The following is a 15,413-nucleotide window of genomic DNA, read 5'->3' as shown; positions in this document are numbered from 1 at the left end:
CTTTTGATAGTCGACTTAACGGGTTTTAGTAAGGGTTAAGCCATCAGTTTATTAGCGTTGTTTGAGTATTTTGTAAAAAGCCCAGATAAGCACAGCAAAGAGCAGGATGAAAGGCCATCCATTCTCAAGATTAGTGGTGATGAGGGTCGTCGATTTTCCAAAAAAAAAGCCGGGTATGAGATAAGCAGGCGCCCATAAAGCCGAAGCAATAAGGTTAGTAGGAATATAATGTTTAGTAGGCATGTCTAAAATACCAGCAATAAGTGGAATAATCGCGCGAATAGGGCCAATAAAACGCCCAATCAAAATACTAATTGCGCCATACTTTTCAAAAAATTCGTGGCCGTTTTTTAATACATCCGGATTGTTTTTAAACCAAGCGATGGTGTAAATTTTTTTATCGTAGTGCTTACCTAATGCAAAGCTTAGCCCGTCGCCAAATGATGCGCCTGCTGCCGCCCACATAACAGTGCTGGCCATATCTAATGTGCCATTGCTAATAAGTGTGCCGACTCCAAACATAATAGCGACACCTGGTATAACTACCCCAATAATAGCCAGTGATTCAACCATGGCAACTAGAAAGACAATAAGGCCTGCCCAAGTTGGGTGCTGGTTAATTAGCTGTGTGAAGGTGTCAAGCAGTTCGGCAAACATTCAGTTCAGTTGTTACTCAGTTTGGTTGCGCATAAAATCTGCGGTGTTAAAGAATGCTTGCATCAATTCATCGTGCATGGCTTTTTCGATATTCATTTTGTGGAGAGCTTTATCCATGCAGTGTAACCATTGATCACGCTCTTTAATGCCAATGGAAAAAGGTAAGTGGCGCGCTCGTAATCGTGGGTGACCATATTTTTCAATATACAACGAAGGGCCGCCGAGCCACCCGCTTAAAAAAAGAAATAATTTGTCTTCAGCCTCCGTTAAATCTGCCGCATGCATGTCACGAATTGTTTTAACGTCAGTGTTGTTGTCCATGGCCTCATAAAAGTACTTAACAAGTTGACGAATACCTGTTTCACCACCTAGTTTTTCGTATTGGGTGAGTTTATAGGTTTGGCCAGGTTTTAATGTGTCAATCATGTTAATTTCTCAAAGGCGACCTTGGCAGCATGAAGTGTGTCGTTAATATCTTGTTCACTATGCGCAGCAGAGACAAACCCAGCTTCAAAGGCAGAAGGGGCGAGGTAGATCCCTTGTTCTAACATAAGGTGAAAGAATTGTTTGAAGCGTGCCTGGTCGCATGCCATGACTTGGCTAAAGCGGCGAATATTTTTGTGCTCAGAGAAAAATAGGCCAAACATACCGCCCACTTGGTTGGTAGAAAAAGGGATGTTGGCTTCTTTAGCAATGTTGTTTAGACCATCCAATAACTGCGTGGTACGGAGTGATAGTTGGTGGTAAAAATCAGGTTGGCTAATAAGCTCAAGTGTTGCGAGCCCAGCAGACATAGCTAGGGGGTTGCCTGATAGGGTGCCAGCTTGGTAGACAGGGCCATCAGGTGCAAGTTCAGCTATGATTTTAGCGCGGCCGCCAAAAGCACCGACAGGCATACCACCGCCAATGACTTTGCCTAGTGTGGTTAAATCGGGCGTTACGCCATACACTTGTTGTGCGCCACCAAGCGCGACGCGAAAGCCACTCATCACTTCATCAAAAATCAGCACAATGCCGTATTGGTCACATAATGTTCGTAAGCACTCAAGGAAGCCGGTTTCTGGAGGTATGCAGTTCATATTGCCAGCGACTGGTTCGACGATAATACAGGCGATGTCATTGCCGTTGGTTTTTAATAATTGCGAGACCGCTTCAGCATCATTATAGGGAAGCGTTAGTGTGTGGTCGGCCAGTGAGGCTGGTACACCCGGTGAGCTGGGAACGCCAAAAGTGAGTGCGCCAGAACCGGCTTTTACCAATAATGAATCGGAGTGACCGTGGTAACAGCCTTCAAATTTAATGATATTGTCACGGCCTGTGTAACCACGAGCTAAACGTATAGCACTCATGGTGGCTTCTGTTCCGGAGCTGACCATGCGTACTTTTTCAATGGACGGTACTAGTTGGCACACTTTTTCTGCCATCGTGGTTTCAATAATGGTGGGTGCACCAAAACTAAGCCCTTTTTCGGCCGCTGTTTGGACGGCTTTAACAACATCGGGGTGGCTATGGCCTAAGATCATAGGGCCCCAGGAACCAACATAGTCGATATATTGTTTATTGTTAGTATCAACAAGGTATGCGCCCTTTGCATGGTCGATAAAAACAGGGTCTCCACCGACACCTTTAAAGGCGCGAACCGGTGAGTTAACCCCGCCAGGAATAGATTGTTGTGCTTGATCAAAAAGAGAAGAGTTGCTCATATCAATGGGTGGTTTATTTGAATAACGGAACATTATAAGCAATAAAGATGAAGGACTTAAAAAAAGCAGGCATTAGCGGGTTAAAAAGTTTTGAAAATAGCTCAGGCGGCTATCGCAAGCTCGTTTTAAGTGCTGAGGGTTAAATTAATTAGGGGTAGAAACGACGATACCACGATGAATAAAGTCATTAATTATGGATAGCCCTCCTTGTATAACAACGCTAGGGTCTGGGTGTTGAAGGTTTTTAGCTAATGTTGACAAAATGTCTTTGGTTAATTGGCTTGTGTTGTCGGCTAATGCGATAAGCAAGGCATGTGTTGTTGGTGTTATTTCTAAAAAGCATATTGTGTGCTCAATATTGCGGTAAACGGCTAGGTATGTTGGCTGATCGGGTGGTTCGGCGGGTAAAAAGTCAGGCGAAATTTTATGTACGGGGTAGGTATAGGCAGCAACTAAGGCTGTTGGCGCAACGGTTAAAGCTTGATTGAAAGGGTCGCTAATGGGAGGGTAGGTTTCATCGTCAGCAATGGAAATGATAAACTCAAGCCATTCATAATGAGCTAGCTCTAGTAGGAATGGAGCATCATTAATGGTGTCTGAATTATTTGTGCGTTCGTGCTCTAAATAGTGGATAAACTCTTGGGGAATGTCAGAAAAGTAGGGGCTTTGACTTGGGTGACGATGATAAAAATCTCTACAGATATTTTCCCATTGTTGTTCAGAGCAAATAGTCTTAACAACCGGGAATCCATCACTAAGCGCGCTGGCAATATTGGTGAACATAAGGTCGCGGTATATATTTATGCGTCGTTCTTCAATATCACTCGGTTTTGGCGCATTTTTTGGGTCACGAATATAGCGGGTGAACGCATGTTGAGTTTGCATGAAAGAAGGCGCGTTATTTTGCGACACGTTTTTGACCTGATTGGGGTGAATAATTTAATTGGGCTTGATGAATAAGGTGAACCTCGTCGAGTAACTCAGGTAGTGGTGGAATATTAAAGTCACGCTCCAATAGGGTGGGAAATAGGCCAAAATTGTCGTAAGCTTTATCGAGTAATTGCCAGACAGGATCAATGACATTAGCACCGTGAGAATCAATAATAATATCGTCGGCTTCGTTATAGTGTCCTGCAATATGTGCATAGCTTATGCGGTCACCGGGTAGTGCTTTCAAAAATTCTTCCGCACTGTATTTATGGTTTACGCTGTTGACATATATATTGTTAATATCGACCAGTAACTTGCAATCGGCTTTTTTTATCACTGCGTTAATGAAATCAATTTCTTCCATTTCCTTACCAGGGGCAGCATAGTAAGAGGCATTTTCAATGGCAATTTGTTGGCCAAGAATATCTTGTACGTGGAGAATCCTCTCAGCCACGTATTCAACTGCTTGTTGAGTAAACGGGATGGGCATCAGGTCGTATAGGTGACCGCCATCACTACAATAGCTGAGATGTTCGGTATAAACCTTAATTTGATGTAGCTTAATAAAATCTCGAATGTCGCGAATGAACTTAACGTCTAGTGGGTCTGGGCTACCTAGGCTGAGTGACAAACCATGTGCTACAAAAGGAAACTGTTCAGTTAAGGCGCGTAACTGCTTACCATATCGGCCACCGATTTTTATCCAGTTTTCAGGAGCGATTTCATAAAAATCTATATTGCTAGGCGGTTTTTCAACTAGCGGGCCTATAAAGGCCCGCCTTAATCCAAGCCCAACTCCATGAACGGGAAAGGTATTAATCATTGCTAGCTAGCGTTACTTCTTAGAGCCACACTTACCTTCTTTTACTTTGTTAGCAGCTTTTTCAGCACCGCATTTACCTTCACCGCATTTTGCTTCTTTTACTTTGTCAGCAGCTTTTTCAGCACCACATTTACCTTCACCGCATTTTGCTTCTTTTGCTTTGTCAGCAGCTTTTTCAGCACCACATTTACCTTCACCGCATTTTGCTTCTTTTGCTTTGTCAGCAGCTTTTTCAGTACCACATTTGCCTTCGCCACATTTGCCTTCGCCACATTTACCTTCGGCAAGCATCATGTAGCCAGTTTTTAATTCAGTTGCGCCAAATGGGTTTGTGTCTGCGTTTACGACTGGAGTAAATGCCATTGAGGTGACAAAGGCAGCCCCTAACGCGGTGATGATTGGTTTTTTTGTAGGGTTTTTCATAAGAATATCCTGTTGTTTTTTTATTCTCGGGTCACTGTTTATTTCAGTGCGTTTGTCTGCAGTACCGACAAGAGTAGGTCGGTTTACTATATGCGCTTTAATAGACCAAGCAAAGTTTAAAAAACTTACAGCTTGTTTTAGTTTTACTAGAATTAATAAGGTTGATTTAAAAATGATCTAATAGATGGTTTTGTCTTTAAATTCACATAAATCTTCAATGACGCATGAACCGCAGCGTGGTTTTCGAGCAATACACGTGTATCGACCATGAAGAATCAGTAAATGATGGGCATCAAGCTTGTGTGCTGTTGGTACGTTTTTTTCAAGTTTCTTTTCAACCTCTAAGACATTTTTACCGGTGGCAATTTTAGTGCGATTACTGACCCTAAAGATATGCGTATCAACAGCGATAGTCGGAACACCAAAGGCAGTGTTTAGAACAACGTTTGCCGTTTTTCGCCCAACGCCCGGTAAGGCTTCAAGTTCCTCGCGAGTTTGAGGGACTTGGCTATTATGCTGTTCCATTAACATTTTACAGGTTTTGATAACGTTGCTGCCTTTGGTGTTAAAAAGCCCGATAGTTTTAATATATTCTTTGAGTCCTTTTTCACCGAGTGCAAAAATAGCTTCAGGCGTGTTGGCAATAGGGAATAATTTATCGGTCGCCTTGTTAACTCCCTTGTCGGTAGCTTGAGCAGAAAGGATAACTGCAATTAAAAGCTCAAAAGGTGAGCTGTAATTAAGTTCGGTTTCAGGTTCAGGGATAGCTTGAGCGAGTCGCTCGAATATTTCTAGGCGTTTAGCTTTGTTCATAAGTGAGTTGAGTTATTGTGTAAGTATCTGTTTATTAGCGCTTAAATAGCATTGGTGGGGGAATGTTGAGAGGCATTGATGGTAAGCAATAAACCACTTATTAGGAAAAGGGATAAGCGTTTGCTGAAATGGTTTAACATACCGGTATGCCTTTTGAAGGTAAGTCGAAAAGTTTAACGTTGTAAAGGTTAGGTTACCAGATGATTAATTGGTCGGAAATAGAAACTGTTTTATTGGATATGGATGGTACTTTGTTGGATCTACGGTTCGACAACCATTTTTGGCAACGTGTTGTGCCTGATTATTTTGCTAATAAGGAAGGTATTTCATTTGATGAAGCAATTAAACAGCTAGAGCCTCTTTTTAAAGCCCAAGAAGGCTTGTTAAATTGGTATTGCTTAGATTATTGGAGCGAGGCATTAGGTATTGATATTGTTAAGCTAAAAGTTGAAACACAGGAACATATTAAAGAATTGCCGCATACACGCGATTTTTTAGGAGCTATAAAAGCATCGGGTAAACGCTGTGTGTTGGTAACAAATGCACATGCAGAGAGTTTAAACCTAAAAATGCAAAAAACAGGTTTGGTAGAGTTTTTTGATGCGATTGTTTCTGCGCATGATTTTGGTTACCCCAAAGAGCAGCAAAGTTTTTGGCATGCTTTTCATCAGCTGGAGCAGTTTGATAAATCTAAAACCGTGATGGTGGATGATAGTTTAAGTGTGTTGAAGGCAGCCGATACATTTGGCATTCAATACATCGTCGCTATTACTAAACCCGATAGCGCTGAGCCACCGCGTATCGTACATGACTATTTAGCAGTCGAAAGTCTTGGCGCTATTCAGCCAAAATAAACGGCTTAATTACCGTTTATGTGAGCGTGATTTTTGTTGTGTTCGAGCGTTTGCTGGGCGTTTGTGAGTAGATGGTTTAGCGGTTCTTTTAGTAGCTGGTTTAACATCCGGTAAGGAGGCGCCATCAATATTTTCGAAAGGAATTTTGTGTGATATATAGGCTTCAATGTCAGGCAGTGAGTAAGCATAGGTTTCACAGGCAAAACTAATGGCTTTACCGCTGGCGCCTGAGCGGGCGGTTCTACCAATTCGGTGAACATAGTCTTCGGCATCTTGAGGTAGGTCAAAATTAAACACATGGCTAACAGCAGGAATGTGTAATCCACGAGCGGCCACATCAGTGGCAATTAATAAAGGTAGTTTGCCGTCTTGAAAGCGAGTTAAAATGGCTTGTCGTTTTTTTTGTGGTACATCGCCTGAAAGCACGGCGTTATCAAAGTCGTTGCCCTTTAGGTAACGATGTAAACGGTCTGCAGTGTGTTTGGTATTGATGAAAATAATCCCTCTTTCGGGTTTCTCATTTGTCAGCAGATGAAGAAGTAAGGGAATTTTTTCATTATCAGCAGGGTAATAAACAGACTCAACCACTTGTTTTGCAGTTATTTGTTCGGGTTCAACGCGAACCATTACAGGGTTGTTCATATGCTCGTAAGCCAATTCGGTAACTTTGAACGAAAGTGTTGCCGAGAACAATAAGTTTAAACGCTTTTCAGGTTTAGGTAATCGTCGTAATAAATAGCGAATATCATTTATAAACCCAAGGTCAAACATTCTGTCTGCTTCATCTAGTACTAGGACCTCGGTGTTTCTAAGGTTAAATACTTTTTGCTTGAAAAAATCGATGGTTCGTCCCGGGGTGCCAATTAAAATATCCACACCATCCTCTATGGTTTTACGTTGTTTATCGTAATCTGTTCCACCGTAGGCAAGGCCGACTTTAATGTCAGTGTGTTTACCAATAATTTTTGCATCATTTGCAATTTGTATCGCCAGTTCACGCGTTGGAGCAAGAATAAGCGCCCTAACACCTTTTTTATTATCGGCAGGCGTTTTTGTTAGTAGGGTGTGATACGTGGCGAGTAAAAAAGCAATGGTTTTTCCAGTGCCTGTTTGCGCCTGTCCTGCGACATCGTTGCCGAGCAAACTGATGGGTAAGGTTTGTTCCTGAATAGGCGTGCACTTTATGAAATTAGCCTCGTCTAAACCTTGAATTAAAGGGGCAGTGAGCCCAAGTGAAGAAAATTGAGTATCAGTAAGATGGGTGTCGGACATAAGTTATGTAATTGTTGAAGAAATAGAGGAGTGAATTGGAAGTTTAGTTAGGAATGAAATATTCATGGTAAGCTATGCATCTGATATCGTACTCTATTATGATGTAATAGTGCGTAGTATTAACCGAACGGAGATAAATAGTGAGTGAAAATGTAGTTCATACCACCGATGATAGTTTTGAACAGGACGTTTTGGCGTCTGAACAACCAGTATTAGTAGATTTTTGGGCTGAATGGTGTGGTCCTTGTAAAATGGTAGCACCGATCCTCGATGAAATTGCAGACGAATATGCCGGTAAGTTGAAAGTCGTTAAGTTGGATATAGATTCAAACCCAGCGATGCCAAGGCGTTTTGGTGTGCGAGGCATTCCAACCTTAATGGTTTATAAAGCTGGTGAAGTGGAAGCGACCAAAGTAGGAGCCGTGACTAAATCACAATTATCAGCATTTATTGACAGTAATATCTAAAAAAATACAACGCCTTCGCCTTAAAGGTAGACGAGGGTGTTTTTTAATGCTACCTTTACTTCCATAAGTAAGAACCCCTTAAGCACGCCACTTGCCGTGCAAACAATCAAAAAAATCAATTAAAAAACCTCTAGTGCTAAATGTGCACGTTTATACCTTTTTATTCCAACCTTAAATCTATATGAACCTAACTGAGCTGAAGCGTAAACCCGCAACTGAAATCCTTGAACTTGCGAAAGAACTTGGTGTTGATAACACTGGACGATCATTAAAACAAACCACTGTCTTTCAAATTCTTAAGAAAATAGCCAAAAAAGGCGATGATGTATATGGTGATGGGGTTCTTGAAATATTATCAGATGGTTTTGGGTTTTTAAGGTCGGCAGATGGTTCGTTTTTAGCGGGTCCAGATGATATTTATGTCTCGCCGAGTCAGATTCGTCGGTTTGGTTTAAGAACGGGGGATACCATTTCGGGAAAAATTCGCCCACCTAAAGATAGTGAGCGTTACTTTGCACTATTGAAGGTCGATAAGCTTAATTATGAAAAACCAGAACATGCAAAAAACAAAATAGCGTTTAAGGACTTAACGCCTATTTTCCCCAATGAACGTTTAACTTTAGAAATGGGGAATGGTACCACTGAAGATTTAACTTCCCGTGTTATTGACTTGGTATCACCCATTGGTAAGGGGCAACGTGGCTTAATTGTGTCACCGCCTAAAGCTGGTAAGACCATGATTCTGCAAAATTTAGCGCACTCTATTGCTGCAAATAATCCAGAAAGCCATTTAATGGTTCTATTGATCGATGAGCGGCCTGAAGAGGTGACAGAGATGTCACGTACCGTTAAAGGTGAAGTGATTTCCAGTACATTTGATGAGCCTGCTTCTCGCCATGTTCAGGTGGCCGAAATGGTTATTGAAAAAGCAAAAAGAATGGTGGAGCACAAAAGAGACGTTATTATTTTGTTAGACTCTATTACCCGTTTGGGTCGAGCCTACAATACTGTAGCGCCTTCATCAGGTAAAATTTTGACTGGTGGTGTGGATGCTAATGCACTTGAACGTCCTAAACGTTTTTTTGGTGCGGCACGTAATATTGAAGAAGGCGGTAGTTTGACAATTATTGCAACAGCTCTCGTTGAAACCGGTTCGCGTATGGACGATGTGATTTACGAGGAGTTTAAAGGCACGGGTAATATGGAGCTTCATCTTGAGCGTAAAATTGCTGAAAAACGTATTTACCCAGCGATTAACGTTAACCGTTCAGGCACACGTCGAGAAGAATATTTAGTGGACGCTGATATCCTTCAAAAAACTTGGATTCTCCGCAAAATTCTTAATCCAATGGATGAAATGGGTGCGATTGAGTTCTTGTTAGAACGCTTTAAGAAAACAAAAACAAATGGCGAGTTCTTTGATTCAATGAAGCGTTAGCAATTAATAATTTTAAGAAACAAAAAAAGAGCGTTTATATTTAAACGCTCTTTTTTTGCGTGTTGATATTTTATTAGGCTAGGCCGATTGTTCGCGCTTTATAGCGCGGTGGCCAATATCAGTTCGGAAGTATACATTGTCCCATTGAATTGAACCGACCGTCTCATAGGCCTTTAATTGCGCGTCGAGTACACTGTTACCTAGGGCACAGGCGCACAGGACACGGCCGCCATTAGTGGTGATATCACCATTGCTCATTTTGGTACCAGCATGAAAGGTTTTAGCATCATCGGTTTCCGTTGGAATACCAGTAATAATGTCACCCTTGTGATAGTCGAAAGGGTAGCCACCAGCGGCAAGAACCACACCAATAGCTGTGCGAGTATCCCACTGAGCTGAGATGGTATCTAATTTATTATCAAGGGCGGCATTACACAGCTCAGTCAGGTCGCTCTTCAAGCGCATCATGATGGGTTGGGTTTCTGGGTCGCCAAATCGACAATTGTATTCAAGTACTTTGGGTGTTCCTTGAGCGTCAATCATTACGCCTGCGTATAGAAACCCGGTGTATGGAATACCGTCTTTTATCATGCCATCCAATGTTGGTTGAATAATGGTATCCATGATGAGGTCATGCATTTTAGGTGTTACAACAGGTGCAGGTGAGTAAGCACCCATACCACCCGTGTTAGGACCTAAATCTCCATTATCACGTGCTTTATGGTCCTGAGATGAGGCCATGGGCAGTGCTTGATTACCATTGGCAATGACAATAAAGCTGGCTTCTTCACCGAGCAAAAATTCTTCGATCACAACGCGATGACCTGCTTCACCAAAGGCATTGCCAGCTAACATGTCGTTGACCGCGTCAATGGCTTCTTGTTCAGTTTCCGCAAGGATAACGCCTTTGCCAGCGGCTAAACCATCAGCCTTTACAACAATAGGAGCGCCTTTGCTGCGAATGTAGTCGCAAGCAGGTTCGATATCGCTAAAGCTTTGATAGTCAGCGGTAGGAATATTATGGCGTGCTAAGAAGTCCTTACAGTAGGCTTTGGATCCTTCAAGTTGTGCAGCCAGTTGGGTCGGGCCAAAACAACGTAAACCGTTAGCGGTAAATTGATCAACGATACCGGCCACTAACGGAGCTTCGGGGCCAACAATGGTCAATTCAATTTTTTCTTCTAAGGCAAAGGTTAATAAGCGATCAATATCTTCAGCCTGAATGTCAATATTGGTAATGCCGGGTTCTTGTTCGGTGCCTGCATTACCGGGTGCTACATAGACCGTATCTACGTTAGAAGATTGCTTTGCTTTCCACGCTAAGGCGTGTTCACGCCCACCGCCGCCTACGATTAGTACATTCATTATAGAACTCCTTGATTAGTGCCTAAAGTGGCGCATGCCCGTAAAGACCATGGCAATATCGTGCTCGTCAGCCGCTTGAATAACTTCCTCGTCACGCATTGACCCACCAGGTTGAATCACTGCTCGAATACCCACTTGAGCAGCATTATCGAGGCCATCTCTAAAGGGGAAGAATGCATCAGATGCCATGACAGAGCCAGTAACATCTAGACCTGCTTGTTCAGCCTTAATCGCGGCTATTCTCGCAGAATTAACACGGCTCATTTGACCGGCGCCTACGCCGATAGTCATGTTGTTTTTGCCGTAGATGATAGCATTTGACTTAACAAACTTAGCAACGCTCCAGCTGAACAATAAATCTTGCATTTCTTGTTTGCTGGGTTGTCGTTTGGTAACAACGGTTAGATCTGTGAATAACTCTTTATCAATAGTTTGGACAAGTAGGCCGCCATTAACACGCTTGAAATCATAGCGATCTTCGTCGCTTTTTTCCCATGGTCCGCTGTCCAGTAGGCGAAGGTTTTTCTTGCCAGCGATGACGGCCAAGGCATCTTCGTTAACACCTGGGGCGATAATGACTTCAACAAATTGACGATCTGTGATGGCTTTAGCTGTTGCTAAATCAAGTGGGCGGTTAAACGCAATAATGCCGCCAAACGCAGATTCAGGATCTGTTTGGTAAGCTCGGTTGTATGCGTCTAGAATGTTATCACCAAGGGCTACGCCACAGGGGTTTGCATGTTTCACGATTACGCAGGCTGGCGAATCATCAAACTGTTTAACACACTCAAGCGCCGCATCGGTATCGGCGATATTGTTATAGGATAACTCTTTGCCTTGATGCTGAACTGCTGAAGCAATTGTGCCGGGTTGAGAGGCCTCTTCGGTAAAAAAGGCTGCTTTTTGATGAGGATTCTCACCGTAACGCATCACTTGTTTTTGTTTAAATTGTAGGTTGATAGTACGAGAAAAGTCGGCTTTATCGCCGTATTCTTGAATGGTCCCTAAATAATTTGCGATAGCGCCGTCATATTGAGCAGTATGCTCAAACGTCTTAACGGCAAAATTAAAACGACTAGGCGCATCGACTCCGCCAGTTGCCTTAATAGACTCAATGGTTTGTTGGTAATCATTAGGGTCAACTATAATGGTGACATCTTTATGGTTCTTAGCCGCAGCGCGAATCATAGTGGGCCCACCAATATCGATATTTTCGATGGCCGTTGCAAGATCACAATCTGGGTTTGCCACTGTTTGTTGGAAGGGGTATAGGTTTACAACAACTAGGTCGATCGGCTTGATATCATTATCTTGCATAATGGTTTGGTCAATATCACGGCGACCTAAAATACCACCATGAACTTTTGGGTGCAGCGTCTTGACGCGGCCATCCATCATTTCTGGAAACCCGGTGTAATCACTGATTTCTACAACAGGAATATTATTGTTTTGTAGTAATTTAGCGGTGCCGCCGGTTGAAATGATTTCAACACCTAAGCTGCTCAATTGTTGACAGAACTCAATAATGCCTGATTTATCGGAAACGCTAACTAAAGCGCGAGTGATTTTATTGCTCATTTTTTGACCTGTTTGTGAAAGAGTGTCAGGCCTAATTGGCCTATCTGAAAACAGGGTATTCTATAGAAAGTCGTATGTTTTTGCTGAGCTTTTTGCTACTCGGCTTAGAACTGAACTAGGGTTAAATATCCAAGTTGTAGCTGGCTAATTTCTTTCTCAGTGTGCCACGGCTTAAACCAAGCATCTTCGCAGCTTTAGACTGGTTAGACTTAGTATGGTTTAGCACCGCTTCAAATAATGGTTTTTCAACTTCACTGATGACTAGTGCGTGTAGGTCAACGACTTCTTGACCGTCAAGTTGTGCAAAATAGTTTTCGAGTGCTTGTGTCACTTGGTGACATAAAGGTTGTTTTGATTTATCTAAACTCATGCTACTTGGTGTTGTGTTTGTGTAAGGGCATGAAAAATTTTATCCATAAAATCTAGTTGTTGCTGAGGCTCTTGGATGGAAAAACTTTTCTTAACAAGAGGCAGTAATGATGTATCTAGGTGTTTAAAATACCAAGCTATATGCTTTCTGGCAATCCTGACGCCCATAATATCACCATAAAATTGATGTAGCTGCGTAATATGGCGAATAACAACCTGTCTTATTTCCTCAAAGTCAGGTGGCGCTAAGGTCTCGCCTGTTTTCAAGAAATGGTCAATTTCTCTGAAAATCCAAGGTCGCCCTTGGGCACCACGGCCTATTAACAGACCATCTGCATTGGTGTGATGTAATACGTCACGTGCTCGTTGAGGGGTAGTTATATCTCCATTGGCAAATACCGGAATGTTGATGGATTGTTTAACGAGTTTAATGGTGTCAAATTCAGCGTTTCCATCATATTTACAAGCACGTGTCCGACCATGAATCGCAAGGGCCTGTATGCCGGCTTGCTCGGCAATTTTAGCAATGGTGGGGGCGTTTTTACTGAGTGGATCCCAGCCAGTTCTTATTTTTAGCGTTACCGGAATGTGGACGGCAGAAACCACAGACTTTAAAATTTCTTCAACCAAAGGTTCGTCTCTTAATAAGGCTGAACCAGCAGCGACATTACATACTTTTTTAGCAGGACAGCCCATGTTGATATCAATAATTTGTGCGCCATTGGCTTGATTAAAGAGAGCCGCTTCAGCCATTTGTTTGGGATTTGTGCCAACAATTTGTACCGAGCGAGGCTCGTCCTCGCCATTATGATCGAGTTTTAATAAGGTTCGTCGGTGTTTGCGTAAAGCTGGGTTTGACGCAGTCATTTCAGACACCGCTAAGCCAGCGCCTAATTCCCGACAAAGTTGACGAAAAGGTCTGTCGGTTATTCCAGCCATTGGGGATAAGACTAAGTTGTTACTTAATGTATACGGACCAATTTTCATAAGAACTTAAAGGGGTTGAGTTGAGAGTTTTATGCGACACTCTCAGGTGTTTAGTGTCGCTATTGTCTGATCTTGAGTCAATCCTTAGCGGCGATTTATCGCAAGCATTTTACCTTAAGGTTGAAAGGATATTTCAAAACCAAAGGCAGTTTTGCTAGGTTTTTGGAAGGTAAGCGTAATGTTCCTTAGGGATTGAGGTGCGAAATAATCATTGATTTCACTGTCTGCTAGGTAATCATTTTTAGTGAAAACTCCTTGAGCTATTGGCTCACCGAGAGTCGATGTTAGTAGCAATTTTATGCTTGGATAGGGTTGTTCGGCTAAGGCGGAATTTTTGATTGTGAGTTGAAAAGACAGCAGCTCATATAGCTTTGAGTGAGGCGTAAGCTGGCGTGCAATGATGTGAATTTCATCCAGGTTTTGGTAGCTAGGAATTGATAAGTCGAAGGTGTTATTGAGTTTTTTGAAGAAGGGTTGTAATTGTGTGTTCTGAGTTAATCGTGTTGATTCAATGAAGGCAATTTGAGTGAGAAGCGCTAACACTAATACAAATGAAAGCAGACCGTAAGGCAGTTTATAGTGATGGGTGGTTTTTGTAGACTCCCATGCCGCAATAATTGGAGGAGAATCAGCTTCAGACGAGTGCTCTTGGGTAGCAGTCGATGACTGAGTGATGTCTTCATTGGGCTTAATGGGAATAGTTCGCTCAATATCGGCGCTGAGTTCATTTTCCCGTGCATTAAATACTTTATGGCAATGGCCGCAGCGAATAACGCCTGACTTAACTGCTAATTGTTCAGGGGTGACATGTAATGTACTAAAACAAAAAGGACAAAGTGCATAAGGCATTGCTCAAGTTTTTTTAACGGCATGGAGGCAAGCCCAATTGTCTCTAATGGTGGCAGGGCAGAAGATGAATTCATGTTGGTAGGCGCTAATAACTTGCGTTACTTGTTCGCTAAGGATGCCAGATAATAATAAATGGCCCTTGGGTTTAACTAAGGCTGAAATATCGCTTGATAGAGAGATAAGCGGCTCAGCTAAAATATTCGCAATGACAATGGCTTGGGGTTTTCGAGGGTATTGATCAGCGGCATAAACCTTGACTTTATCAAGTACATTGTTTTGTTCGGCATTGCTCGTTGTGGCGATAAGTGCCTGAGGGTCAATGTCTATGCCAATAGCACTTTTTGCGCCTAATAAAAGACCTGCAATAGCGAGTATGCCAGAGCCACATCCAAAGTCGATAATATTGCTTTTTGTAAGATCATGTTTGGCTAACCAATCGAGACAAAGGGCGGTCGTAGGGTGTGTGCCAGTGCCAAATGCTAGACCAGGGTCGAGTCGTAATAAGGTTGCATTGGAATCTGCAATGTCATGTTCGGTAGAGCAAACCCAAAAGTTATCGCCAAATTTAATGGGTTGGAAATTTTCAAGCCAAACACGTTCCCAGACTTGGTCTTCTAGACGCTCAATAGTTAATTGCCACTCGCCCTGATGGCCAAGTTGTTGGTTAAAAAATTGCTCGATATTTTTAAGGTCGTCTTGTTCGTCAAACAAACCTGTAATGGAGACATGTTGCCATAGAGGCGTGCTATTTAATGGCGGCTCATAAATAGGTTGGTCGGCTCTGTCTGTGATGGTCACAGACAGAGCGCCAAGGTTTTCTAATAAGCCTTCAATCGTTGCGGCTAACTCTTGAGTTGTTGCAATGGTCAATTGTTGCCATGCCAT

Annotated in this window: 17 protein-coding genes; 3 read left to right on the top strand and 14 right to left on the bottom strand. The window is 42.6% G+C overall.

The annotated features are described in order from the left end of the window. Positions 1–51 precede the first annotated feature (51 nt). The 7 genes from KUG63_RS07310 to nth all read right to left on the bottom strand — a co-directional run bounded on the left by KUG63_RS07310 (position 52) and on the right by nth (position 5,349). Positions 52–657 carry a DedA family protein gene (locus tag KUG63_RS07310; protein ID WP_020162586.1) on the bottom strand — a complete coding sequence of 202 codons (606 nt, stop codon included), beginning with the start codon at positions 655–657 and terminating at the stop codon, positions 52–54. A gap of 12 nt (positions 658–669) precedes the next feature. Then, positions 670–1,083, bottom strand: coding sequence for a group II truncated hemoglobin (locus KUG63_RS07305; protein WP_015006673.1), 414 nt, complete (start codon positions 1,081–1,083; stop codon positions 670–672). After that, positions 1,080–2,360 (bottom strand): glutamate-1-semialdehyde 2,1-aminomutase, encoded by a 1,281-nt coding sequence (gene hemL, locus KUG63_RS07300; protein WP_287554554.1) that lies wholly within the window; start codon positions 2,358–2,360, stop codon positions 1,080–1,082. The genes KUG63_RS07305 and hemL overlap by 4 nt, the downstream gene beginning before the upstream one ends. A 144-nt stretch (positions 2,361–2,504) precedes the next feature. Then, entirely contained in the window at positions 2,505–3,245 is a 741-nt protein-coding gene (locus KUG63_RS07295) for a DUF2063 domain-containing protein (RefSeq protein WP_277642128.1), read from the bottom strand. Positions 3,246–3,258: 13 nt separating this feature from the next. Then, positions 3,259–4,113 carry a DUF692 domain-containing protein gene (locus KUG63_RS07290; protein ID WP_015006670.1) on the bottom strand — a complete coding sequence of 285 codons (855 nt, stop codon included), beginning with the start codon at positions 4,111–4,113 and terminating at the stop codon, positions 3,259–3,261. A gap of 12 nt (positions 4,114–4,125) precedes the next feature. Beyond that, the gene (locus KUG63_RS07285) at positions 4,126–4,536 is read right to left on the bottom strand and encodes a hypothetical protein (RefSeq protein WP_277642129.1); all 411 of its coding nucleotides are present in this window, start codon (positions 4,534–4,536) and stop codon (positions 4,126–4,128) included. Positions 4,537–4,713: 177 nt separating this feature from the next. After that, positions 4,714–5,349, bottom strand: a complete 636-nt coding sequence (gene nth / locus KUG63_RS07280; RefSeq protein WP_016390544.1) for an endonuclease III — start codon at positions 5,347–5,349, stop codon at positions 4,714–4,716. 200 nt (positions 5,350–5,549) lie between these two features. On the opposite strand from nth, the gene yrfG reads away from it, so the two are divergent. Further along, positions 5,550–6,203: a GMP/IMP nucleotidase gene (yrfG, locus tag KUG63_RS07275; RefSeq protein WP_016390545.1), complete on the top strand. Its 654-nt coding sequence runs from the start codon at positions 5,550–5,552 to the stop codon at positions 6,201–6,203. 9 nt (positions 6,204–6,212) lie between these two features. Here yrfG and rhlB read toward each other — a convergent pair whose 3' ends face one another. Further along, positions 6,213–7,475 carry an ATP-dependent RNA helicase RhlB gene (rhlB, locus tag KUG63_RS07270; protein WP_287554550.1) on the bottom strand — a complete coding sequence of 421 codons (1,263 nt, stop codon included), beginning with the start codon at positions 7,473–7,475 and terminating at the stop codon, positions 6,213–6,215. A 140-nt stretch (positions 7,476–7,615) separates the two neighbouring features. Between rhlB and trxA the strand changes: the two genes are divergently transcribed. Next, positions 7,616–7,942 (top strand): thioredoxin TrxA, encoded by a 327-nt coding sequence (gene trxA, locus KUG63_RS07265; protein ID WP_015006665.1) that lies wholly within the window; start codon positions 7,616–7,618, stop codon positions 7,940–7,942. Between the two features lie 181 nt (positions 7,943–8,123). Next, entirely contained in the window at positions 8,124–9,380 is a 1,257-nt protein-coding gene (rho, locus tag KUG63_RS07260) for a transcription termination factor Rho (RefSeq protein WP_015006664.1), read from the top strand. 78 nt (positions 9,381–9,458) lie between these two features. Here rho and purD read toward each other — a convergent pair whose 3' ends face one another. The 6 genes from purD to prmA form a co-directional block, all read right to left on the bottom strand. Further along, the gene (gene purD, locus KUG63_RS07255) at positions 9,459–10,745 is read right to left on the bottom strand and encodes a phosphoribosylamine--glycine ligase (RefSeq protein WP_015006663.1); all 1,287 of its coding nucleotides are present in this window, start codon (positions 10,743–10,745) and stop codon (positions 9,459–9,461) included. A 15-nt stretch (positions 10,746–10,760) separates the two neighbouring features. Continuing rightward, a complete protein-coding gene (gene purH, locus KUG63_RS07250; RefSeq protein ID WP_020932108.1) occupies positions 10,761–12,323 on the bottom strand; it encodes a bifunctional phosphoribosylaminoimidazolecarboxamide formyltransferase/IMP cyclohydrolase in 1,563 nt (520 codons plus the stop codon). A gap of 121 nt (positions 12,324–12,444) precedes the next feature. Then, a complete protein-coding gene (gene fis / locus KUG63_RS07245) occupies positions 12,445–12,693 on the bottom strand; it encodes a DNA-binding transcriptional regulator Fis (protein ID WP_015006661.1) in 249 nt (82 codons plus the stop codon). Continuing rightward, positions 12,690–13,679 (bottom strand): tRNA dihydrouridine synthase DusB, encoded by a 990-nt coding sequence (dusB, locus tag KUG63_RS07240; protein WP_073023102.1) that lies wholly within the window; start codon positions 13,677–13,679, stop codon positions 12,690–12,692. The genes fis and dusB overlap by 4 nt, the downstream gene beginning before the upstream one ends. Positions 13,680–13,793: 114 nt before the next feature. After that, positions 13,794–14,528 carry a zinc-ribbon and DUF3426 domain-containing protein gene (locus KUG63_RS07235; protein ID WP_287554546.1) on the bottom strand — a complete coding sequence of 245 codons (735 nt, stop codon included), beginning with the start codon at positions 14,526–14,528 and terminating at the stop codon, positions 13,794–13,796. 3 nt (positions 14,529–14,531) lie between these two features. Continuing rightward, a complete protein-coding gene (gene prmA, locus KUG63_RS07230; RefSeq protein WP_016390549.1) occupies positions 14,532–15,413 on the bottom strand; it encodes a 50S ribosomal protein L11 methyltransferase in 882 nt (293 codons plus the stop codon).

The sequence above is a fragment of the Cycloclasticus sp. genome (genome assembly GCF_019090545.1).
GTDB lineage: Bacteria > Pseudomonadota > Gammaproteobacteria > Methylococcales > Cycloclasticaceae > Cycloclasticus > Cycloclasticus pugetii.
Note: the sequence above shows the minus strand (reverse complement) of the source record. Positions and strands in the feature narration are given on the sequence as shown.